The following is a 22,025-nucleotide window of genomic DNA, read 5'->3' as shown; positions in this document are numbered from 1 at the left end:
GTCGGTCCGTCGCCCCGTCAGGGGCGTACGTCCGTCGCGTACGTCAGTGGCGACGGTTGCGGACGAGGCGTCCGCCGCGGAGCTGGACGACGGTGCCGCCGATGATGAGGGCCGCGCTGACGGCGGCCGCTCCCCAGAGGGCGGGATCGCTGCCCGTGTCGGGGAGTTCGGGCTTGCCGCCGGGACCGTGCGGCGGCTTGCTGGGCGGAGTGGTGGGCTCACAGCCCGGCTTCGGCTCCTCGCACTCCCCCGGCGGGGTGGTGGGCGGAGACGTGGTGGGCGGCTTGGTGGGCGGGTGCGTCGGAGGCTTCGTCGGAGGCTTCGTCGGAGGCTTGGTCGGTGGAGTCGTCGGCGGCTTCGTGGGCGGAGTCGTCGGCGGCTTCGTCGGAGGAGTCGTCGGCGGCTTCGTGGGCGGAGTCGTCGGCGGCTTCGTCGGTGGAGTCGTCGGCGGCTTCGTGGGCGGAGTCGTCGGCGGCTTCGTCGGAGGGGTCGTCGGCGGCTTCGTCGGAGGGGTCGTCGGCGGCTTCGTGGGCGGAGTCGTCGGCGGCTTCGTCGGCGGAGTCGTCGGCGGCTTCGTCGGCGGGTGCGTCGGAGGCTTCGTCGGCGGTTTGGTGGGGGGCTTGGTGGGCGGGTGTGTCGGGGTGGGCTCCTCGCCGTAGCCGCCGTCGGGGTCCTCCGCCGAGTGGGCGCAGAGGTCTCCGACGGCCGACGCCACGTATCCGCCCAAGTCCATGCCCTTGCCGCAGAGTTCCGGCGGGAGGGGGGCGTGGGCCTGCCCGTTGCCCGGTCCCGGGGAATCGCCCGTACCGGGATGCGCGGCCGCGGCCAGTGCGAAGCCGCCGGTCAGCGACAGGATGCCGGTCGCCGCCGCCGCGGTGAGTACTTTTCTGCTGATGATGGACCGCATTCCGCTCTTCCTCGGGAGAAAGGGAGAGACCGGCGAGGATCCCCCCTCGCTCCGTCCGGCCGCGTCCCCGCCGACGTTCGCGTGGGGACGGTCCAGAGAGTAGGGAGCGGCGCACCGTGTGGAGTCGAGGCCACACGGCGACCGGTCAGAAAATCATTCGATCAGCCGCCCAGCGGGCTGGCCGGCAGGCCGCCGATCAGCGGGAGGCCCTTGCCGGTCTGGTTCAGCTGGGTGGCGGTGTCGGTGACGGTCTTGACCGGGGAACCGTCGGTGGTGCTGCTGAGCACGTCCGACTTCAGCCCGTTGGCGGCGATCGCCTCCAGACCTCCATTGAGGCTGGTCGGGGTCATCGCCTCGGCGGCCATGGCGGGGGCGGCGGCTCCGAGGGCCATGAGCGAACCGGCGACGACCGCGGCGACCTTGGTGGGCTTCATCAGGAGAATCCTTCCTCTGTACTTTCAACTCGCGTTCCGTACAGGGTTCTTGGGGAATTCCTGTACGTCTCTTCTGCCTTCTGTAACGAGAGGTGCGCCGCCCGGAAACTCCAGAAGGAAGGATTTCTCGACACTGCACCCGATCGAAGGGGACCGGTGTGATTTCCGGATGACCGTGCACGCGCATGCCCGTACCGGCCCGGCGGGAGGCCGGACCGGTACGGGTCGGGGGTGCGGTCCCGCGTCAGCGGACCGGCAGCGGCGTCGTCACGGGCAGCTCGGGGAGCGCGGGTACCTCGGCCGGCGGTTCCACGGGCAGCTCGGGCGCCTCCACCGGGAGCGAGGGCAGCGCGGGCAGCCCGGCCAGGTCCGGCGCGGGCAGACCGCTGCCGAGGACGGTGGCGACGGCGAGGTTGACCAGCGAGGTCAGCGCGGCCGTGACCTGCGGGACGACTCCGGCGGCGTCCCCGGAGGTGGCGGCGGCGACCAGATCCGCGACGGCCTTCTCCACGGAGGCGAGGGCGTCGTCCACCAGATCGGCGGGCGCGGCCTGCGTGGCCCTGGCCCCGGCCGCGACGGGCAGGGCGACGGGAGGCGTCACGGGGAGCTCGGCCGGGACCTCCACGGCGGGAGGAGTGACCGGCGCCTCCACGGCGGGCGGGGTGACCGGGGTCTCCGCGGCCGGCGGGGTGACCGGGGTCTCCCCGACCGGCGGGGTGACCGGTGCCTCCACGGCCGGCGGGGTGACCGGTGCCTCCACGGCCGGCGGGGTGACCGGTGCCTCCGCGGCCGGCGGGACGATCGGGGCCTCCGGGGCGGCCGGGGTTTCCGGCAGCGGGGCGGGGGCGGTCGCCTTCGCCTGCTCGACGGCGGTCTCGATCTTCGCCTTGAGGGCCATGGCATCGGCCGCGGGGACCTGGCCGTCGTCGGCCTTTAGGGCCGCGGTGACGAGTTCGGTCACGGGGGTCGTCACGCCCCCGACGTCACCGAGGGCCTTGGTCTGGGCCAGCAGGGCGGCCGCGTCGGGGAGCGGGGCGTGAGCGGCACGGTCGGCCGCGGCGGACGGGTGGAGCTGGTCGGCGACGGCGGGTCCCGCCATGCCGAGGGAGAGGGCGGCGGATATCGCCAGGGCGGTAAGACGGCGTGAAGCCAGGGGACGCATATGTGTTCCTTTTCCTTATGCGTCGGACAACTGCTCTCCCACCGTGCCTGCGGGTATAGCCCTCCGCAACCGCAGAACTACTGAGCGCCACGCCTCCGTTCGAGTGAATCCCCGCGCCGGCCTGCCCCTCCGAGGGGCGTACGCCGTTGCACCGGGCGGCGCACACGGGGGTGCGTCCGAACGAGTACCGACCCAGTGGACACAAGGGAAAAGCCGGTGCGCCCACCCCGACGGGGTGGGCGCACCGGCTTCGGAAGGACCGATCCGACGTGCGAGATCAGGCGTTGACGCAGGCGTTGCCGAAGGTCGGGTTCAGCGCGCCGATGACGCTCACGGTGTTGCCGCAGACGTTGACCGGCACGTGGACCGGGACCTGCACGACGTTGCCGGAGCCGACACCGGGGGACTTCACGGCGGCGCCCTCGGCGATGGAGTCGGCGGCGGCGGCACCGGCGGCACCGGCGACCGCGGCGGCGGCACCCACGGTCAGGACAACGGCCTTCGCGATACGGGACATGGAGAAGTTCTCCTCGATCGAATTCCAACTCGGACTGCGCGGACTGTTCGGCCCGGCTCCCTCAACAACGCTCCGGATTTCCATCGGTTGCTCTCCCGAACGGGTGACGTTCAACCGATCTTTGGGTTGCCGAGGGGCCATTCGGGCGACGGCCCTGGGAATGGCGCAACACGCTCAACGAGGAACCTGCCGCACGGATACGGGAGTTAGCGTTTCCGAGCATCTAATGCTTACTATCGCTCCGCGCCGGGGTTATAACGTTCCCGAACGTTGCTTCCGGGCCCGCCGCGCGTTCACCCATTTCGTGCGGACGACACCTTCCCCTCCCCCGGTCTTCGCGGGTCTTCCCTTCCTTCTCTCATCAAAGCGGAGAACCTGTATGCGGAATTCAGCGGTTCTTGCTGTGCGTCGCGGCGTGTCGGGCGCCCTGTCGTGCGCGGTGCTGGCCGCCGCGCCGGCGCTCGCCTCCGCGGCCGCGCCCGCGCCCGCGCCGGGGGAGGCGGCACACGTCCCCTTCGCCGCGCGCTACCAGGCCGAACTGCACGGCGGGATCGTGCGCGCGGCCAACGTCTCGGCGAAGGGCGGCGAGGGCACCGAGAGGGTCAACGACGGGGCGGCGATCGGCTACACCGACGTGGACGACGACCCGAACACGTACAACTCCAGCCGTGCCGAGCTGCGGGTCCCGGACGGCGCCCGGATCGCCTGGGCCCGGCTGTACTGGGGCGGGAACCTGCGGGTGGGCGAGCAGAAGCCGCCGAAGGACAACGGGCGGGTGCTCGTCGCGGAGCCCGGCGGGCAGTACAAGGCGGTCCTCGCCGACACCCTCGTCGGGCACCGCACCGGCGACGGCGCCGACGCCTTCCAGGCCAGCGCCGACGTCACCGAGCTGGTCCGGTGGGCCGAGCCGGGACAGTGGACGGTCGCCCAGGTCAACGTCGCCATGGGCCGCAGCGCGGTGGGCGGCTGGGGCGGCTGGACGCTGGTGGCCGCGTACGAGAAGGCGGACGAACCGCTGCGCCGGCTGAGCGTCTGGGACGGCTTCGAGACGATCGGCCCGCGCTCCGGCGAGCTGCGCGTCGCACTCGACCGGCACCGTTATCCGAAGGGCGTCCAGGGGCGCCTCGGAGTCGTCGCCTATGACGGCGACCGGGGAACTTCCGGGGATTACCTCCAGGTACGGACGAGCCCTCGGAAGAGCACGCCGATCGGTGATTCCGCCAATTCCGTGAACGATGTGCTGAACTCCAGCATCACCGAATTCGGGGAGTCGGGGACCGCGCGCTTCCCGGCAGCCGGGAACACCCTGGGGTACGACTCCGACGTCTTCGATCTGCGGGGAGCGCTGCGCCAAGGTGCCGACCGTGTCCACGTCCGGCTCGGCAGCCGCGAGGACACCGTCTGGCTCGGCGCGCTCTTCCTGCAGGCGGACGTACGGCGCTGACGTGGGCACTGTCGAGGCGGACCCGGGGTCCGTCACCGTCCTGCACGCGGTCCAGCCCGGCGACGGCGGGGTCGCCCGGGTCGTCGTCGACCTGGTGCGCGCCCAGCGCGCCGCCGGGCTGCGTCCCGTGACCGCCTGTCCGCCCGGTACCGCCCTCGCCGCGGAACTGCGCGCCGAGGGCGCCGAGGTCCACGACTGGCGGGCCGGCCGCGACCCCGGCCCCGCGCTGCTCCGGGAGACCCGTGACCTGGCGCGGGTGGTCCGGGCCGTGCGGCCCGGGCTCGTCCACGCCCACTCGGCGAAGGCGGGGCTGTGCGCCCGGCTCGCCGTGCGGGGCCGGATCCCGACCGTGTACCAGCCGCACGCCTGGTCCTTCGAGGCCGTCACCGGCACCACCGCCGAACTGGCCCGCCGCTGGGAGCGGTTCGGGGCCCGCTGGACCGACCGGATCCTGTGTGTCAGCGGGGCGGAGCGGCGTACCGGCGAGGCCGCCGGGGTCGAGGCGGCCTGGTCGGTGGTGCACAACGGGGTGGACGTGGCGCGGTTCGCGACCGACGGGCCCGCCGGGAACCCGGCGCCGACCGTGGTCTGCGTCGGCCGGCTCTGCCGGCAGAAGGGCCAGGACGTGCTGCTCGCCGCCTGGCCCGCCGTCCTCGCCGAGGTGCCGGACGCGCGTCTGGTGCTGGTCGGCGACGGGCCGGACGGTGAGCGGCTGCGGGCCGCCGCCGGCCCCTCGGTGCGGTTCACCGGTGCCGTCGGCGACACCGTGCCCTGGTACCGGGCGGCGGACGTCGTCGTGCTGCCGTCCCGCTGGGAGGGCATGGCGCTGGCTCCCCTTGAGGCGATGGCGGCGGGCCGGCCGGTCGTCGTCACCGACGTCGACGGGGCCCGCGAGAGCCTGCCGCCCGGTCATGAAGACCCGTGTCTGGTCCCGTCCGAGGACCCGGCCGCCCTCGCCGCCGCTCTCGGCCGCCTCCTCGGCCGGCCGGAGTTGCGGCACCGCCTGGGCCGAGAGGCCCACGAGCACGTCCTCAGCAGTTTCGATGTGCGGCGCACCGGCGCGGCCGTCGCGGAGATCTACCGCGAGCTGGCCGGAGTGCGGGGCACCGAACACAGAGAGCCGATTGCGCAGTGACCACGGAAAGTACCAGCGTTCCTTCCTCACCCGGCCCCTGGCCGGTCGCCGGCCCGGCGTTCGGGCCCGCCGTGCTCGCCCCCCGGCGGGGGCTGTCCGGCCGGCTGGCGCTGCCGCGCCTCCGGACGGCGGCGGAGCCGGTTCCCGGTGCGACGGTGCTGCGGGCCGTCGACTGCCTGGCCGTGTTCGCCGGCGCCGCGCTGCTGGGCCCCGCCCATCAGGATCCGCGGCTGCTGCTGCCGGTCCTCGCGCTGCTGCTCGTCCTGGACGGGCGCGGCGGTCTGTACCGCCCGGCGGCGCACGTCCGGCTGCTCGACGAGCTGCCCGCGCTGGCCTCCCGGGCCGGGGTGGTGTGGTGCGTGGCCGCGGCGGCGTCCGCCGCCTGGTCGCACGAGCTCGCGATCGGACCGCTGCGGCTGTGCGGGGCGTACGCCGTGCACGTCGGGGTGGCGGCCGTGCTGCGGGCGGTGCTGCTGGCGCGCGGGCGGCGGATCGCCCGCGAGCGGCCGCGGTCCGCGCTGGTCGTCGGCCCGCCGGCGGCGGCGCGCCGGTTCGCGGCGGCGGCGCTCCAGCACCCCGAGTACGGGATGCGGCCGGTCGGCGTGGTGGGGGTGCCGGACGGGACGGTCGGGGAGCAGCGGCCGGTGGAGCCGGGGCTCCCGCTGCTGACGACGGCGGAGGAGATCCGCCGGGCGGTCATCCAGAACACGGTCCGCGAGGCGGTGTTCCTGGGCGACGAGCCGGAGCTGGTGACGCTCTTCCAGCACTACGGCTGTGTGACCTGGCGGGTCGGCGGGGAGCGGTACGAGGGGCCGATGGGCGAGCACGTGTGGGGGTACGCCCGCCGCCGGCTGGTCCCGCTGACCGAGCGGCGCGGGGCGTGGGCCAAGCGGGCGCTGGACATCGCGCTCGCCGGTCCTGCGCTGGCGCTGGCGCTGCCGGTGCTCGCGGTGTGCGCGCTGGCGGTGCGGCTCTCGGACGGGCCGGGGGTGCTGTTCCGGCAGGAGCGGGTGGGCCAGCACGGGCGCCACTTCACGCTGCTGAAGTTCCGTACGCTGCGGCCGTCCGACGAGACGGAGTCCGCGACCCGGTGGAACGTGGCCGGGGACCGGCGGATGAGCGCGGCAGGCGGTTTCCTGCGGAAGTCGTCGCTGGACGAGCTGCCGCAGCTGTGGAACGTGCTCCGCGGCGATATGAGCCTGGTCGGTCCGCGTCCCGAACGCCCTTACTTCGTCGCCCAGTTCAGCAAGATCCACGCGGGGTACGCGGCGCGCCACCGGATGCCGGTCGGGCTCACCGGTCTGGCGCAGGTGAACGGTCTGCGCGGGGACACCTCGATCGAGGACCGCTGCCGCTTCGACAACCACTACATCGACCACTGGTCGCTCTGGCAGGACGTCTGCATCCTGGTCCGCACCGCGGCCGGTCTCGTCCGACCGACGGGGAGCTGAGGATGGCCACGGCCGTGACGACGGTGCCGGTCCTCGCGGGGGCGCCGGACGCCCGGGAGTGGGCGCGCCGGGCCGGGGTGCTCTCCCCGGTCCTCGCGGTGATCGCGCTGCTCCTGGTGCCGGGCGGCGGCGGGGCGCAGGGCGGGACGGGCGGGACCGGCACGGTCGCCGACGCGGCCTCCGGGCTGCTGGTGCTGATCTGCCTGGTGCGGGTCCTGCGCGGGGGCCACCGGCCGCTGACCCGGACGGCCGCGGTGGTGCTGGGGCTGCCGGTGCTGGGGGTCTGTCTGGCGGCGGTCACCTCGAACGACCCGGCGTCGAGCCTGCCGGGGGTGGCCCGGTACGTGCAGGTCTTCGTGCTGGTCCCGGCGGCGGTGCTGCTGATGATCCGGGACCGGCGGGACTTCGCGGTGGTGGCGTGGGGCCTGGTGGCGCTGGCGCTGCTCCAGGGCGCGGTGGGCGTGACGCAGTACCTGACGGGGACGGGTGCCTCGTACCAGGGCGAGGACATCCGGGCGGTGGGCACCTTCGGGGCGACCGACGTGATGGGCATGGCGACGGTGGTGGCGTACGGCCTGGTGATCGTCACCGGGATCGCGCTGGGCTCCCCGGCCGGGCGGACGCGGACGGCGGCGCTGGTCTGCGCGGGTCTGCTGGTGGTGCCGCTGGTGCTGTCGTTCAGCCGGGGCGCGTGGATCGCGACCGTGCTGGCCTGCGGGATCCAGCTGCTGCTCGGCGGGGTGCGGCGGGCGGTGCGGGTGACGCTGGCGGTGGGGGCGCTCGCGGTGGTGCTCGTCGGCGGTCTGGGGATCGGTTCCTCGATGGTGAAGGAGCGGGTGGCCAGCATCACGCGGGTGACGGCGGCGCCGGACCAGTCGGTGACGGACCGGTACACGATGTGGGCGGCGGCGGGGCGGATGTGGAGCGCGGAGCCGCTGACCGGGGTGGGGCTGAAGGGTTTCCCGCAGTACCGGGACTCGCACGCCTCGGTGGCGCTCTCCTCCGGCAGCGACACGGCCGGCGCGGGCGCGGGTTTCCGGAAGCAGCCGCTGCTGTCCCCGCACAACATGTACCTGCTGGTCCTCAGCGAGCAGGGTCTGATCGGGCTGCTCGCGCTGGCGGGCAGCTGGCTGGCGCTGCTGGTGGGGGCGCTGCGGCGGCGCCGGTCGGGCGCGGACTGCGCGCTGGTGGCGAGCGGGCTGCTCGCCTGGCAGCTGATCGACTTCTTCTACGCGGACATCGGCGGCCCGTCGACGGTGCTGATGTCGGTGGTGTTCGGCCTCGCGGCCTGGTGGGCGCTGGCGCCCGGCCCGGAGGGCGCGGTGGAGGTGCGCGGTGCGTGACCCGTGGGCCGGTCCGCCGGATCCCACGGACGCGTCCGTCGCGCCCCCGGGGCCCGGCGGTCCCGGCGCCGTACCGCCGTGTCCGCCGTGTCCGCCGCGTCGCGAACCGCTGACCGACCCCTGGTCCCCCATGCCCCCGGGCGCCACGGACTCCCCGTGCGGCCCGGGGGCCGCCGTGCTGCCGGGGGCCGGTGCGGGAGCGGGCGGCACGCTGACGGCCCGGCCTGCGGCTCCGCGGGCGGGGCGGCGGGCGCACGCGCGGGTGAAGGCGCCGGCACCGGGCGGTCAGGGGCGCGGGTTCCTGGCCAGGGCGGCGGCGGTGACGGCGGCGCTCACGGCGGTCGGGGCGGTGCTCGGGCTCGTCCGGGACCAGATCCTCGCCGGGTACTTCGGGGCGGGCGCGGAGACGGACGCGTTCCTGGTGGCGTGGACGGTGCCGGAGTTCGCGTCGACGCTGCTCATCGAGGACGCGATGGCGCTGATCCTGGTGCCGGCGTTCTCGCGGGCGCTCGCCCGCCGTTCGGGGTCGCTGTTCGGGGATCCGGTGCGGGAGCTGGTGCGGGGAACGCTGCCGCGGCTGGTGCTCGGGGTGGGGCTCGTCGCCGCCGCGCTGATCGTGGCGGCCCCGGCGGTCGTCGGGGTCCTCGCGCCGGGGCTGTCCGACCCGGGGCTCGCGGTGGACTGCACCCGGCTGACGTCGACCTGTGTGCTGACCTTCGCGCTGGTCGGCTACTGCTCGGCGGCGCTGCGGGCGCACCACGTCTTCCTGCCGCCGGCCGCGATCTACGTGGCGTACAACGTCGGCATCATCGGCACGATGGTGCTGCTGCGCGAGCCGTGGGGGGTGCGGTCGGCGGCGGCGGGGGTCGCGGTCGGCGGGGTGCTGATGGTGCTGGTGCAGGCGCCGGCGCTGCTGAGGGAGCTGCGGGCGCGGCCGGTGCCGTCGCGGGAGCCCGAGGCGCTCGCTCCGGGGGCGGCCGGGGACGGGCGGCTGATCGTGCTGGGGCTGATCGCGCCGGTGGTCGCCTTCTCGCTGATCCGCCAGTCGCAGACGCTGATCGAGCGGTTCCTGGCCGCGCCGCTGCCGTCCGGGGCGATCTCGCACCTGAACTACGCGCAGAAGATCGCGCAGATGCCGATGATCCTGTCGCTGATGCTGTGCACGGTCAGCTTCCCCGTGGTCGCGCGGGCGCTGGCCGCGGGTGATCCGGAGGGGGCGCGGCGGCGGGTCGAGCGGGATCTGCTGCTGGCGGCGGTGGTGGTCCTGACGGGCGCTTCCGTGGTGATCGCCGCCGCCCCTCAGATCGTCGAACTGCTGTTCCAGCGGGGTGAGTTCGACCGTACGGACACGGTCGCCACCGCCGCCGTGATGCGCGTCTACGCGCTCGGGCTGCTCGGCCAGACCATGGTCGGCGCCCTCGTCCGCTGCTACTTCTCCGCCGCCCGCCCCCTCTGGTACCCGGCCGCCGCGATGGCCGCCGGGCTCGCCGCCACCGCCGTCGCCGGGGTGCCGGGCGCCCGCGCCTGGGGCGCCGTCGGCATCGCCGCCGCCAACGCGCTCGGCATCACCCTGACCGCCGTCCTGCTGCTGCGCGGCGCCCACCGGCAGACCGTTCCGGTGCGCGCGGACCGGCTCGGCGAGGGCCTGCTGCGGCTCGCCACCGCCGCCGCCTGGGCGGTCGGCGCGGGCTGGCTCTGCTCCCTGGCGATCCGCCCGGCCGCGCTCGCGCTCGCCGTGACCTGCCTGGTCGTCGCCGCCGTCTTCCTGCTCTTCATCGCCTGCGCCGCCAAGGCGCCGCAGATCCCTCCGCTCCCCCACCGCTCCCTCCGACGCCGAAGGACCGCCCATGCCCGCCCCCACCGCGCTGCGCCGTCTGCTGCCGAAGCCACCCCTGTGGGCGAAGCCGCCCCTGTGGGTGGCGATGTACCACTCGATCACGGACACCGCTGACGATCCGTACCGGGTGACCGTCTCCCCCGTGCGCTTCGCCCGGCAGCTCCACTGGCTGGGCGACCGGGGGCTGCGCGGGGTCTCGGTGCGGGAGCTGCTCGCGGCCACCGCGGAGGGACGGGCGAAGGGGCTCGTCGGCCTCACCTTCGACGACGGCTACGCCGACTTCCTCGACTCCGCGCTGCCGCTGCTGCGCCGGCACGGCTTCACCGCCACCGTGTACGTCCTGCCGGGCCGGCTCGGCGGCACCAACGACTGGGACAACCGAGGCCCGCGCAAGCGGCTGCTCGGCGAGGAGGGCATCGAGCGGATCGCCGCCGCCGGCATGGAGATCGGCTCGCACGGCCTGACCCACCGACGGCTGACGGAGGCCGACGACGCCACCCTCGCCGACGAGACCCGGCACTCCCGGACCCTCCTGGAGGAGATCACCGGCGGCCCCGTCGACGGCTTCTGCTACCCGTACGGGGCGGTCGACCCGCGGGTGGTCCGGGCCGTGCGCAAGGCCGGGTACGGCTACGCCTGCGGCATCGATCCCGGCGCGCTGACCAGTGCGTTCGCCCTGCCCCGGGTCCACATCGGGGAGGACGACACCGCGTGGCGGCTCACCGCGAAGCGGGCCCTGCACCCGCTGCGCCGCCGCCACCCCGCCGAGCTGATCCCCGCACAGGCGAACCCGGCCGCGGCGGTGCTGGGATGAGCGGCCTCAAGGTGCTGCACGTCATCACCGGCCTGGGCATCGGCGGCGCCGAGCAGCAGCTGCGCCTGCTCCTGCGCCACCTGCCCGTCCAGGGGCGGGTGGTGACGCTCACCAACCCGGGCCCGGTCGCGGCCGGCATCGAGGCCGACGGCACCCCGGTCACCCACCTCGGCATGACCGGGAACCGGGACCTCGGGGCGCTGCCCCGGCTGGCCCGGCTGGTCCGCGACGGCGGCTACGACCTCGTCCACACCCATCTCTACCGGGCGTGCGTCTACGGCCGGCTCGCCGCCCGGCTCGGCGGCGTCCGCCGGGTCATCGCCACCGAGCACTCCCTGGGCACCACCCAGATCGAGGGCCGCCCGCTGTCGGCGGGCACCCGCGCCCTCTACCTGGCCTCGGAGCGGCTCGGCACCTCGACGGTCGCCGTGTCGGCGAGCGTGGCCCGCCGGCTCGCCGACTGGGGGGTGGCGCCGGAACGGATCGAGGTCGTGCCGAACGGCATCGAGACCGGCCGCTTCGCCTTCGCGCCGCGCGCCCGCCGCCTCACCCGGGGCGTCCTCGGCATCCCCGAGGACGCGTTCGTGGTCGGCGGCGTGGGGCGGCTGGCGCCGGGCAAGCGGTTCGACCGGCTGATCCGGGCCGTGGCCTCGGTGCCGGAGGCCCGGCTGCTGCTGGTCGGCGACGGGGAGCGGCGGGAGGAGCTGAAGGCGGTGGCCCGCGAGTGCGGCGCCGCCGGCCGCGTCCTCTTCTTCGGCGCCGTCGAGGACCCGCCCCTCGACGGCCCCGCGGGTCCGATGCTCCCCGAACTCCTCGCCGCGATGGACGTCTTCGTCTCCACCTCGCCGGACGAGACCTTCGGCCTCGCCGTCGTCGAGGCGCTCGCCGCCGGACTGCCCGTGCTGTACGTGGCGTGCCCGGCGATCGAGGACCTGCCGGCCGACGCGGCGCCGGGCGCCCGGCGCGTCGGCGAGTCGGTGCCCGAACTGATCGGCGCCCTGCGCGAGCTGCGGGCCACGCAGGGGCCGCGCCCCGTACGCCTGCCCGCGCCGGCCGCCGCCCGCCGCTACGACATCGCGCGCAGCGCCGACCGGCTGATGACCCTGTACGACCAGGCCGTCCACGGCCGCCGCGCCCCCGCGCGCACCCCCTGAACCCCTGCCCCGTCCCTCCGGCGTCCCCGTCGGCGTCCCGTGAAGCGAGAGAGCCCGTCATGACCACCACCCCACCCCGCGCCGTCCGACTGCCCGCCCGACTGCGCTCCCCCGGCCGCTGGGCGGTGCTGCCCGCCGCCGTGGTCGCCGGGGCCGCGCTCGGCGGCGGCTACGGGGTCCTGAAGACCCCCGAGTACGCGGCCACCAGCTACGTCATCGTCGTCCCCGGCGAGAAGTCCGACCCGGCGGCGGCACTCGGCTTCGCCCAGGCGTACGGGAAGGTCGCCACCGACATCGCGGTGACCGGCGACGCCCAGGTGTGGGCGGGCGTCACCGCCGCCACCCTCCGGGACAGCGTGCGGGCGGAGACCTCCCCCGACGCGCCGATGATCGCCGTCACCGCCCGCGCCACGAAGCCCTCGCGCGCGGTGTCCATCGCCGACGGGGTGGCCCGCTCGCTGGTCGTCAACTCCTCGCACGTCGCCGCCAGCACCGGCGTCAAGGTCGTCCAGTTCTCCCGCGCGACCAAGCCGGCCGCCCCCGTGTCGCCGTCCGCGCCGCTCTCCGCGCTGGTCGGCGCCTGTGCCGGCGGGCTCCTCGGCGGGCTCGCGCTCCTCGTCCGGCCGAAGCGGGCCGCCGGACGCGCCGAGGGCCGCCACTCCCGCCCGGCCGCCGCGCCCGGCGGGGCCGCCGTGCCCGCGCCCGCCGCCCACCAGCCGGAACCGGAGGCGGTGTGACCTCGCCGAGAACGCTGCGGACCGAGCTCTGCCGGGACACGGACGCCTTCGGGCGGCTGGCGGCCGAGTGGACCGCCCTGTACGGGCGCTGCTCCTCGGCGACCCCCTTCCAGTCGCACTCCTGGCTGCACTCCTGGTGGGTCTCGTACGGGCGTCCCGGCGCCCTGCGGGTGGTGCTCGTACGGGACGGGGCCGGCGCGCTCGTGGCGGCGGCGCCCCTGATGCGGGCGCGCGGGCCGCTGCCGGTGCTGACCCAGCTCGGCGGCGCCATCACCGACTTCACCGACGTCCTCCTCGACGACGAGCGGCCCGACGCGGCGGAGGCGCTGGCCGGAGCGGTCGCCCGGACGGCCCGGGGCGCGGTCGTGGACCTGCGGGAGGTGCGGCCCGGCGCCGCCGCCGAGCGGGTCTTCGCGCACTGGCGCGGACCGCGCCGCCGGCTCCCCGACTCGCTCTGCCTGGAGCTGCCCGCCGTCCCCATGGAGGGGCTGCTCGAACGGATCCCCTCCGGGAAGGCCCAGCGGGTCCGGGCCAAGCTGCGCAAGCTCGACGCCCTCGGCATCGACGCGCACGTGGTCACCGCGCCCGACGTGCCGGCCGCCCTCGACCGGCTGCTGACGCTCCACCAGCTCCAGTGGCGGGGGCGCGGGGTCACCGCCGAGCACACCAGCGAGCGGTTCGCCCAGCACCTGGCCCGCGCGGTCCGGCCGATGGTCGAGCGCGGCGACGCGATGGTCACCGAGTTCCGGCTCGGCGGCGACGTCGTCGCCGCCGATCTCACCCTGATGTCCCCGCGCCTCGCCGGCGGCTATCTGTACGGCGCCGACCCGGTGCTCCGGGAGCGCAAGGTCGACGTCGCCGCGATGCTGCTGCGGCACGGGGCCCGCGAGACCAGCGCGGGCGGCCGGGCCACGCTGAGCATGCTGCGCGGCAGCGAACCGTACAAGCAGCACTGGCGCCCCGAGCCGGTCCGCAACCGGCGGCTGCTGCTCACCGGTCGCGGTACGGCCCCGCTGCTCTGGCTCCACGCCGGCGCGGCCGACGCGCGGCGCTGGGCGGCCCGGCAGGCGCGGGAGCGGGCCTGGGCCGGCCGGCTCCTCGCCCGCCTGCCCGGCCGCGCGCCCGGCGGCTGACCGTCAGAAGGGCCAGACGCCGTTCAGCGCCTCCTTCCAGTTCAGGGCCTCGCTCAGGTCGTCCTTCCAGTCGGCGTCCGCCGACTCGAGGTCCGCCGGGTCGAGGTCCACCGCGCCGACGTCCGCCGTTCCGGGCTTCGCCACGCACACCGGCCCGCCGATCCAGCTCTCCACCCACTCCCCGAGCTCGACCTTCCAGCAGTCGGGGTCGGGCGCGGGCTTGGGCTCGGGGGTGGGAACGGGGGTGGGGACGGGGGTGGGAACGGGGACGGGGGTGGGAACGGGGACAGGCTCGGGCACGGGCACAGGCACGGGTTCCGGCTTGGGCTCGGGCTTGGGCTCGGGCTTGGGTTCCGGCTTCGGCTCGGGCTTCGGTTCCGGCTTGGGCTCGGGCTTGGGTTCCGGCTTCGGCTCCGGCTTGGTCGGATCGACCGGGTCAACCGGATCCACCGGATCGACGGGGTCAACCGGGTCAACGGGGTCAACCGGGTCGACGGGATCCACCGGGTCCACCGGGTCAACCGGGTCGACCGGGTCGACCGGATCCACCGGGTCAACGGGATCCACGGGATCCACCGGGTCCACCGGGTCCACCGGGTCCACCGGGTCAACGGGATCGACCGGATCCACCGGGTCCACCGGATCGACGGGATCCACCGGGTCAACCGGATCCACCGGCACCGAAGGCTCCACCCCGTACAGCATTTCCCGGAACACCCGGGACGACTGCGGATTGCTGTCGCACTGCCAGACGCCGTGCGGGCAGTAGTCCGTGATCGTGTGGTACAGCGGTTTGTGGTCGCGGATCCATTCCAGCATCCGCCGCATGTACGTCGGGTTGTCGCCGTTCCGGAAGAGCCCCCATTCGGGGTAGGAGATCTGCTTTCCGTGCTCGGCGGCGAAATCGACTTGTTTCTGGAGCCCGTACGGCTCGTTCACGTGCCGGTCGAAATCGGAGCCGGGCGGCTGGTCGTACGAGTCCATGCCGATGATGTCGACGACGTCGTCGCCCGGGTAGCACTCGGTCCACGGCACCGCGTCCCGGCCCCGGCTCGGGTTGAAGTCGAAGCGGAACCGCTGGCCGGGCACGGACCGCATGGTCGTGACGATCCGGTTCCAGTACTTCTTCCAGGCGGTCGGATCGGGACCGCAGCGGTGGGTGTACGTCGTGCCGTTCATCTCCCAGCCGAGGACGAGGACCGTGTCCAGGGCCCCGGCCTCGACGAGGCGGCGGGCGAGCGTGCGGAAGTGGTGGTCGTAGTAGCCGGCGGCGCCGAGCTGGAGCTGGCGGCGGACCTCGGGGTCGGAGACCCCGGCCTCGTTCCGTTCCAGCATGGGGACGTTGAGGACGAAGAGCCGGTCCCGCTTGGCGTTGCGCCAGTCGGCCCAGGCGTCGAGGAAGCCGGGCGGGCCCTCGATGTTGGACCAGAGGTCGCCGGGCAGGTAGGTGTGGCCGACGCGGAGCTCGCGGCCGCCGAGCCACCGCTCCAGCTGGCCGATCCGGGCGACCCCGACCGAACCGGAATCGAGGAAGGCCCCCATGGCGGTGGAGACGGGGAGAGTCGGACCGGGGTCCTCCGTCGTTAGGGATGCGGCGGCGTGGGCGGGTGCCGACAGCACGACCGAACCCGAGACGAGGAGGCCCGCGGTGATCACCCCCAGCCATCTCCTTCGTTTTCTCGCTGTTCCTCCGACAGGATCCACGGCCACTCCTTCACACGTATGCCACTTGACGATCAGCCATTCCGATGTTCCGAAAGTATTCCTAATGAGCCGACCGTGAACGCCGCTTTCCTCCGCTCCGTAGTCCATTAGAGGATTTCATCGCCCAGTTGGGGCACCCGAGATGAAGGTGCAATGCCCGTGCCGCCTTTCGACACCCGCGTACCCGCAGTCCTCGTGCGGCTCGACCGGAACCCCTTCCATCACGGAACCCTGGGCGCGGCCCGCTCCCTCGGCCGGGCCGGGATCCCCGTCCACGCGGTCGTCGAGGCGGCCGGCAGTCCGGTCGCCCGCTCGCGGTACGTACGCTCGGCCCGGCCCCGGCCCGCCTCGGCGGCCTCCACCGAACTGGCCGCGCTGCTGCTCCGGGTGGCCGGGGAGATCACCGAGGCGCCGTCAGATCCCGTACTGGCCGTGCCGCTGGACGACATCAGCGCCCTCGCGCTGGCCCGCCGCCGCGACGGCCTCGCGGGCAGGATCCTGCTGCCCGAGCAGACCGAGGAGCAGCTGCTGAAGGTCGCGGACAAGGCGGCGCTCGCCGCGACCTGCGCCGGCCTCGGCCTGCCCCACCCCCGTACCGCGCTCCCCTCCGGCGCGGACGAGGCGGCCGCCATGGCGTGGGCGCTCGGACTTCCGGTGGTCGCCAAATGGAGCCGCCCCTGGCTGCTGCCGGCCGGCTCCGGGCTGCGCAGTACCACCATCCTCCGGTCCCTCGCCGAGGTGCGGGAGCTGTACGACCGCACCCCTCAGGCGGGCAGCCGGCTGCTGCTCCAGGAGCTGCTGCCGCCCGGCCGGGGCCTGGACTGGTTCTTCCACGGGTACGCGGACTCCGCCGGGGGCTGCGCCGCCGGGGCCACCGGCCGCAAGGAGCGCTCCTGGCCGGACGGTGCCGGGCTCACCGCCGTCGGACGCTGGGCCCCCAACCCGGAGGTGGACCGGATCGCCCGCGCGCTGCTCGACGCGCTCGGCTACCGGGGCGTGTGCGACCTCGACTTCCGGCTCGACCGGACCACCGGCGCGTACCACCTGCTCGACTTCAACCCGCGCCCCGGCGCCCAGTTCCGGCTCTTCGCCGACCACGCCGGGCTCGACGTGGTGCGGGCCCTGCACCTGGACCTCACCGGCCGGCCGGTGCCGCCGCACTCCCCCGCGTACGGCCGCCGGTTCGTGGTGGAGAACTACGCGGCGCTCTCCCTGCTCACCTCCCCGCGCCGCCGGCACGCCCCCGGGCCCGGCACCGGCCGGCAGCCCGCCGAGCGGGCCTGGTTCGCCGCCGACGACCCGGCGCCCGCGCTCGCCATGGGCCGCGCCTGGGCCGCCCATCTGCTGCGCAGGGCGCTCGCGGCGGTCCGGCGGCGGCTCGCGGCCGGCCGGCCCCGGCATCCGGCCACCCTGCCCGGCCCCTCGGGCCGCGGCTCCTCCACCCAGCTCACCCAGCGATGAAGACGGAAGACACGATGGCGAACGCGATGGCGAAGGCGAATCCGGTGCACGACCTGGTGGTCGTCGGGGCCGGTCCGTACGGGCTCTCGGTGGCCGCGCACGCGGCGGCCCACGGGCTCGATCCGGTGACCTTCGGCCGCCCCATGGAGTCCTGGCACGCCATGCCGTCCGGGATGTACCTCAAGTCCGAGCCCTGGGCCTCGCACCTCTCCGACCCCGCCGGCGCGTACGGGCTCGACGCCTACGCGGCCGGCCAGGGCGTGCGCGCCGAGCACGGCGTGCCGCTGCCGGTGTCCTTCTTCGCCGGCTACGGCGACTGGTTCGCCCGGCAGGCCGTCCCCGCCGTCGACGAGCGGCTGATCACCTCGGTGGCGCCCGCGCCGGAGGGCTTCCTCCTCACCGCCGAGGACGGCGCGCCTCTGCGGGCCCGCACGGTCGCCCTCGCCGTCGGCGTGCTCCCCTTCCTGGAGGTCCCCGGCCCGCTCCGGCACCTCCCCCGCCGGTACGCCACCCACTCCAGCCACCACGGCGAGCTCGGCGGCTTCGCCGGGCGGGACGTCACCGTCGTCGGCGCCGGGCAGGCCGCCCTGGAGACCGCCGCGCTCCTCGCCGAGGCGGGGGCCGTCGCCGTCCGGATCGTCGCCCGCGCGGACCGGCTGAACTGGAACACCCTGCCGCCCGCCCTCGACCGCGGCCCGTGGCCCACCCTGCGCGCCCCGCACACGGGACTCGGCTGCGGCTGGCGGAACAAGCTGTACGCCGACACCCCGGGCGTCTTCCGTCGCCTGCCCTCCGCCACCCGGGCGCGGCTCTTCGACTCGGCGCTCGGACCGGCCGGCGCCTGGTGGCTGCGCGAGCGGTTCGGGGCCGTCACGGACGTGCGCCTCGGCCACCGGATCACCGCGGCGGAGGTCACCGGCGACGACCGCGTCCGGCTCGACGTCGAGGGGCCCGGCGGGGCCGGCGTCCTGGAGACCGACCACGTCGTCGCGGCCACCGGCTTCGTCCCGTCCCTCGACCGGGCCGGCGTCCTGGACCCGGCGCTGCGGTCCGCGCTGCGGACGTCCGGGCCGATCGGGGCCCCGGTGACCGGCGCCCTCTTCGAGTCCTCCTGGCCGGGCCTCTTCCTCGCGGGGCTGCTCACCGCCCCCTCGTACGGTCCCGCGATGCGGTTCGTGTTCGGCGCGGGCTACACGGCGGGCCGGCTGGTGCGGGGGGTCCGGCTGCGGCTCCGGGCCGGCGGGCGGGGCGGCGCGGTGGGCCGGCCCCGCAGCGGCGGCCGGCCGGCGCCGGTGGGGGCGTAGACGCGGACCGGCCCCGGGGAGCGGATGCTCTCCCCGGGGCCGGTCCGTGCCCGTCCGCGAACGCGGCGGCCTGGGTCAGGCGTTGACGCAGACGTTGCCGGCGGCCGGGTTCAGCGCGCCGATGACGTTGACGCTGTTGCCGCACACGTTGATCGGCACGTGGATCGGGATCTGGACGACGTTGCCCGAGAGGACACCCGGCGAACCGATGGCGGCACCGTGCGCGTCGGCGTCGGCGAAGGCGGGCGTGGCCGCGCCCATGGCCATGATGACTCCGGCAATGACGGCAGCAGCCTTCTTGCACTTCATTTCGTCTGGTTCCTTTCCGCGGCGGAAGATCGGCCTCCGCTGCACACAGGGACAACGACAAGGTCCCTCGGAGGAAACCGGGGATGCGGCTCCCGCTCCGGCATTCACTCCGTTGCGCGCACGACACAGGGCCGGAGGAAGGAATTCCTCCGGCCCTGCGGCGCGCCGCGGATCAGCCGTTGCCGATGCCGTTCCCGGAGAGGACCGGGATGTCGCTGAGGATGTGCGACAGCGCCTCGTCGCCCTTGGCCTGGGTCGAGTTCTCCGCGCACTGCTGGTTCTGCGGGGAGGACAGGACGTTGACGTCCTGGACGGCGACCGCGGCGATGACGCCGACGACCGAGCCGACGTTGCCCTTGACCGGGGCACCCAGGCAGAGCTTGTTCAGCGAGCCCTGGACGGCGGAGAACTGCGGGCTCATGTCACCGGCGGTCTTGGAGTTGCCGAACGCCTGGTGGGCGCCGTTCCCGGAGAGGGAGGTCGTGCCGCCGTCGTTGGCGATGGCCATCGCGGGGGCGGCGGCCGCGGCGGCGACGCCCACGGCCGAAGCGGTGACGGCCGCGGCCGTCATCATCTTCTTGATCACGGTGAATCCGTTCTGTTCCCACCAATCGACCTGATTGATGCGACCGGATCAACCTGCGGGTACGGAGGGAGGTTGCGTCGCTTCACCCGATCGACTGGGGACCGCCGCGAGCGCTGCCGTGTGCGCTCCGCCAACGGGGTGACAGGGCGGAACCCGCCGCTCCGGCGCGAGTTGATCAGGGGGCTCCCTGCACGGAGCCGGTTCTAGAAGGGAACTCCCGTGATCAAGAAGGTCATGGCCACCGCGGCCGCCGCCGCTTCGATCGTCGGCGCATCCGCCGCCGCGGCCACCCCCGCCCTCGCCATCGCCGACGACGGCGGCACCACCTCGGCGAGCGGCAACTTCGCCCACCAGTCGTACGGCAACTCCGCCACGCACGGGCACATGAGCCCGCAGTTCGCGCTCGTCCAGGGCTCCCTGAACAAGCCGTGCGTGGGCCTGCCGGCGAAGCTGAACGCCGGATCGATCGCGGGTCTGATCCCGATCTCGGTCCAGGACGTCAACGTCCTGTCCTCCCCGCAGAACCAGCAGTGCGTCGAGAACTCGACCCAGGCCAAGGGCGACGAGCCGCTGTCGCACCTGCTGGAGGACATCCCGATCCTCTCGGGCAACGGCGTGGCCAACGGCTGACGTTCCGCCTCCGCGGCGATGTCCGCGCGTCGAGGGGCCGCCCCGCCAGGGTGGCCCCTTCGCGCGTACGGGGCCGGCTAGCGCGGCCAGACGGGGGTGGAGATCAGCCGCTCCCATTCCCGGTCCGGCATTCCCGGCACCGTCCGGCCCGCCTGTGCCCACTGGGTCACCAGGGCGGAATAGACGGGGAATTGCCGGGTCGACCGGAGGGGATCGGCGGTCGTCGGCTCGCTCACATACCGGCTCTTCGGAATGAAGGCCATGCGTTCCCATTTCCCGGGATTACCGGGAACCGGCGGCGCCATCCTCGCTCCTTCCGCTGCTATTCCCGCATCATTACACAAGCTTCGCAACGGAGTGATTGAGGCGCTCGATGTCGCGTCGCGGAACTCTGTGCGAGCGGCTTCGAAATACCGTGCGGACATGAGATTCCCGCGTCCGCGGTGGCTCCTGCTCGCGCCGGCGGCGCTTCTCGCGCTCGCCCCCGGAGCCCTCGCCTCCGCCCTCGGCGATCCCGTCGAACTCCCCGCCCCCGCACGGGGGCTGAACCTGCTCGTGGTCGGCACCGACTCGCGGGCCCGCGTGACCGCCGCGGAGAAGGAACGTTTCCGGCTCGGCGGCAAGGGCTGCGACTGCACCGACGTGATGATGCTCGTGCACCTCTCCGCCCGGAACGACCGGATCAGCGTGGTGTCGCTGCCGCGCGACTCGCTCGCCGAACTCCCCGGCCCCCACACCGACGTGCGCGACGGCGCCGTCCACGACTCCCACCCCGCGAAGATCAACGCCGCCCACGCGGAGGGCGGCGCCCTGCTGACCGTCGAGACCGTCGAGGCGGCCACCGGGCTCGACGTGCACCGCTACCTGAAGGTCGACTTCCGCCGGTTCATGGACGCCGTCGACCGGATCGACGGCGGGGTGCCGATCTGCACCACCAAACCGCTGAAGGACCCGTCCACCGGGCTCGACCTCCCGGTCGGCACCAAGCGGGTGGGCGGCGGCGAGGGGCTGCAGTACGTGCGCTCCCGGAAGGCCGACGGGGAGATGGACTTCGGCCGCATCCGCAAGCAGCACCGGTTCGTCGTCAACGCGCTGGACCGGCTCCGGTCCGGCGGGGTCTTCCGGGAGCCGCGGAAGCTGGCGGCACTCGCCTCGACCCTGCGGGGGACGGAGCCCGCCGAGCGCGGGAGCTCGCCGGCCGAACTGCTGTCGCTCGCCGCCCGGCTGAGGGCCGTCCCCCTCTCCCGTACCGAGTTCGCCACCGTGCCCGTACGGGGCTTCAACCCGCCCGTCGAGGGCGCCGGGTCCACGGTGGGCTGGGACGCGGAGGGGGCCGCCGAGGTCTTCGCGCGGCTGCGCGCCGACCGCCCGCTGCCGCCCGGCGACGCCGTCGCCCCGAGCGAGATCTCCGTCGCCGACTACGCCCCCGCCAGGGGTTCTTCGCTCATCTGCCCGTAGGCCGTCCGGTGGACAAGCCGGAACCTCCGACCCCGTGACCAGTTGATCAGCGCGGCCCGACAGTCAGCTCGGGCCAGCAATCCGAAAGGCCAGAACCATGAAGAAGCTCCTCGCGACCGCTGCGGTGGCTGCCTCGGTCGTCGGCGTGACGGCCGGCCCGGCTCTCGCGATCGCCGATGACGGCGGCACCACCTCGCTCTCCGGCAACGGCGCGCACCAGGAGTTCGGCAACTCCGCCACCTACGGCAACATGAGCCCGCAGTTCGCGCTCGTCCAGGGTTCCCTGAACAAGCCGTGCATCGGTCTCCCGGCCAAGGTCAACGCCGGTTCGCTGATCGGTGCCATCCCGATCGCGGTCCAGGACATCAACGTCCTGTCCTCCCCGCAGAACCAGCAGTGCGTCGAGAACTCGACCCAGGCCAAGGGCGACGAGCCGCTGTCGCACATCCTCAGCGACATCCCCGTGCTCTCCGGCAACGGCGCCGGCAACCACTGAGCACCGCCG

The 22,025-nt window shown here is 74.5% G+C and carries 22 protein-coding genes; 15 read left to right on the top strand and 7 right to left on the bottom strand.

Translation table 11 applies throughout. The features are described 5' to 3' along the window. The first annotated feature begins 209 nt into the window (after positions 1-209). On the top strand, positions 210-659 hold the full coding sequence (locus ACIGHB_RS07055; RefSeq protein WP_399910187.1) for a hypothetical protein: 450 nt from the start codon (positions 210-212) through the stop codon (positions 657-659). Between the two features lie 409 nt (positions 660-1,068). Here the strand turns inward: ACIGHB_RS07055 and ACIGHB_RS07050 are convergent, their stop codons facing one another. The 3 genes from ACIGHB_RS07050 to ACIGHB_RS07040 form a co-directional block, all read right to left on the bottom strand. Next, positions 1,069-1,341, bottom strand: a complete 273-nt coding sequence (locus ACIGHB_RS07050) for a hypothetical protein (protein WP_360310746.1) — start codon at positions 1,339-1,341, stop codon at positions 1,069-1,071. Between the two features lie 244 nt (positions 1,342-1,585). Then, positions 1,586-2,503: a hypothetical protein gene (locus ACIGHB_RS07045; protein WP_399910184.1), complete on the bottom strand. Its 918-nt coding sequence runs from the start codon at positions 2,501-2,503 to the stop codon at positions 1,586-1,588. 277 nt (positions 2,504-2,780) lie between these two features. Further along, positions 2,781-3,020, bottom strand: coding sequence for a chaplin (locus ACIGHB_RS07040; RefSeq protein WP_360310750.1), 240 nt, complete (start codon positions 3,018-3,020; stop codon positions 2,781-2,783). Positions 3,021-3,399: 379 nt separating this feature from the next. Here ACIGHB_RS07040 and ACIGHB_RS07035 point away from each other — a divergent pair, with 379 nt between their 5' ends. The 9 genes from ACIGHB_RS07035 to ACIGHB_RS06995 all read left to right on the top strand — a co-directional run bounded on the left by ACIGHB_RS07035 (position 3,400) and on the right by ACIGHB_RS06995 (position 14,068). Continuing rightward, positions 3,400-4,464: a DUF3344 domain-containing protein gene (locus ACIGHB_RS07035; protein ID WP_399910181.1), complete on the top strand. Its 1,065-nt coding sequence runs from the start codon at positions 3,400-3,402 to the stop codon at positions 4,462-4,464. 1 nt (position 4,465) lies between these two features. After that, a complete protein-coding gene (locus ACIGHB_RS07030; RefSeq protein ID WP_399910178.1) occupies positions 4,466-5,599 on the top strand; it encodes a glycosyltransferase in 1,134 nt (377 codons plus the stop codon). Next, entirely contained in the window at positions 5,596-7,050 is a 1,455-nt protein-coding gene (locus tag ACIGHB_RS07025) for a sugar transferase (protein WP_360310756.1), read from the top strand. The genes ACIGHB_RS07030 and ACIGHB_RS07025 overlap by 4 nt, the downstream gene beginning before the upstream one ends. 2 nt (positions 7,051-7,052) lie before the next feature. Beyond that, positions 7,053-8,393, top strand: coding sequence for an O-antigen ligase family protein (locus tag ACIGHB_RS07020; RefSeq protein WP_399910175.1), 1,341 nt, complete (start codon positions 7,053-7,055; stop codon positions 8,391-8,393). 130 nt (positions 8,394-8,523) lie between these two features. Further along, positions 8,524-10,344 carry a lipid II flippase MurJ gene (locus tag ACIGHB_RS07015; protein ID WP_399910172.1) on the top strand — a complete coding sequence of 607 codons (1,821 nt, stop codon included), beginning with the start codon at positions 8,524-8,526 and terminating at the stop codon, positions 10,342-10,344. After that, positions 10,241-11,044 carry a polysaccharide deacetylase family protein gene (locus ACIGHB_RS07010; protein WP_360310759.1) on the top strand — a complete coding sequence of 268 codons (804 nt, stop codon included), beginning with the start codon at positions 10,241-10,243 and terminating at the stop codon, positions 11,042-11,044. Before ACIGHB_RS07015 ends, ACIGHB_RS07010 begins: the two co-directional genes overlap by 104 nt. After that, positions 11,041-12,198 carry a glycosyltransferase gene (locus tag ACIGHB_RS07005; RefSeq protein ID WP_399910169.1) on the top strand — a complete coding sequence of 386 codons (1,158 nt, stop codon included), beginning with the start codon at positions 11,041-11,043 and terminating at the stop codon, positions 12,196-12,198. Before ACIGHB_RS07010 ends, ACIGHB_RS07005 begins: the two co-directional genes overlap by 4 nt. A 59-nt stretch (positions 12,199-12,257) precedes the next feature. Continuing rightward, entirely contained in the window at positions 12,258-12,935 is a 678-nt protein-coding gene (locus ACIGHB_RS07000) for a lipopolysaccharide biosynthesis protein (protein WP_399910166.1), read from the top strand. Next, positions 12,932-14,068 carry a GNAT family N-acetyltransferase gene (locus tag ACIGHB_RS06995; protein ID WP_399910163.1) on the top strand — a complete coding sequence of 379 codons (1,137 nt, stop codon included), beginning with the start codon at positions 12,932-12,934 and terminating at the stop codon, positions 14,066-14,068. The genes ACIGHB_RS07000 and ACIGHB_RS06995 overlap by 4 nt, the downstream gene beginning before the upstream one ends. 3 nt (positions 14,069-14,071) lie before the next feature. Here the strand turns inward: ACIGHB_RS06995 and ACIGHB_RS06990 are convergent, their stop codons facing one another. Beyond that, entirely contained in the window at positions 14,072-15,724 is a 1,653-nt protein-coding gene (locus tag ACIGHB_RS06990) for a glycoside hydrolase family 26 protein (RefSeq protein ID WP_399910160.1), read from the bottom strand. A gap of 201 nt (positions 15,725-15,925) precedes the next feature. Between ACIGHB_RS06990 and ACIGHB_RS06985 the strand changes: the two genes are divergently transcribed. Together ACIGHB_RS06985 and ACIGHB_RS06980 are read left to right on the top strand one after the other, a co-directional pair. Continuing rightward, positions 15,926-17,233, top strand: a complete 1,308-nt coding sequence (locus ACIGHB_RS06985) for an ATP-grasp domain-containing protein (protein WP_399910157.1) — start codon at positions 15,926-15,928, stop codon at positions 17,231-17,233. A gap of 44 nt (positions 17,234-17,277) precedes the next feature. After that, positions 17,278-18,537: an FAD-dependent oxidoreductase gene (locus ACIGHB_RS06980; protein WP_399910467.1), complete on the top strand. Its 1,260-nt coding sequence runs from the start codon at positions 17,278-17,280 to the stop codon at positions 18,535-18,537. 75 nt (positions 18,538-18,612) lie between these two features. Here ACIGHB_RS06980 and ACIGHB_RS06975 read toward each other — a convergent pair whose 3' ends face one another. Further along, positions 18,613-18,846, bottom strand: coding sequence for a chaplin (locus ACIGHB_RS06975; RefSeq protein ID WP_360310769.1), 234 nt, complete (start codon positions 18,844-18,846; stop codon positions 18,613-18,615). Between the two features lie 172 nt (positions 18,847-19,018). Beyond that, positions 19,019-19,432, bottom strand: coding sequence for a rodlin (locus tag ACIGHB_RS06970; RefSeq protein ID WP_360310771.1), 414 nt, complete (start codon positions 19,430-19,432; stop codon positions 19,019-19,021). Positions 19,433-19,651: 219 nt separating this feature from the next. Here ACIGHB_RS06970 and ACIGHB_RS06965 point away from each other — a divergent pair, with 219 nt between their 5' ends. Then, a complete protein-coding gene (locus ACIGHB_RS06965; RefSeq protein WP_399910153.1) occupies positions 19,652-20,062 on the top strand; it encodes a rodlin in 411 nt (136 codons plus the stop codon). 77 nt (positions 20,063-20,139) lie between these two features. Here ACIGHB_RS06965 and ACIGHB_RS06960 read toward each other — a convergent pair whose 3' ends face one another. Beyond that, a complete protein-coding gene (locus ACIGHB_RS06960; protein WP_399910150.1) occupies positions 20,140-20,367 on the bottom strand; it encodes a hypothetical protein in 228 nt (75 codons plus the stop codon). Positions 20,368-20,485: 118 nt separating this feature from the next. Between ACIGHB_RS06960 and ACIGHB_RS06955 the strand changes: the two genes are divergently transcribed. Both ACIGHB_RS06955 and ACIGHB_RS06950 read left to right on the top strand, forming a co-directional pair. Next, a complete protein-coding gene (locus tag ACIGHB_RS06955; RefSeq protein WP_399910147.1) occupies positions 20,486-21,520 on the top strand; it encodes an LCP family protein in 1,035 nt (344 codons plus the stop codon). A 97-nt stretch (positions 21,521-21,617) separates the two neighbouring features. After that, the gene (locus tag ACIGHB_RS06950) at positions 21,618-22,016 is read left to right on the top strand and encodes a rodlin (RefSeq protein ID WP_360310779.1); all 399 of its coding nucleotides are present in this window, start codon (positions 21,618-21,620) and stop codon (positions 22,014-22,016) included. Positions 22,017-22,025 lie beyond the last annotated feature (9 nt).

Source organism: Streptomyces sp. NPDC085460, from assembly GCF_044541975.1.
GTDB lineage: Bacteria > Actinomycetota > Actinomycetes > Streptomycetales > Streptomycetaceae > Streptomyces.
This window is presented reverse-complemented; position numbering and strand designations above follow the sequence as displayed.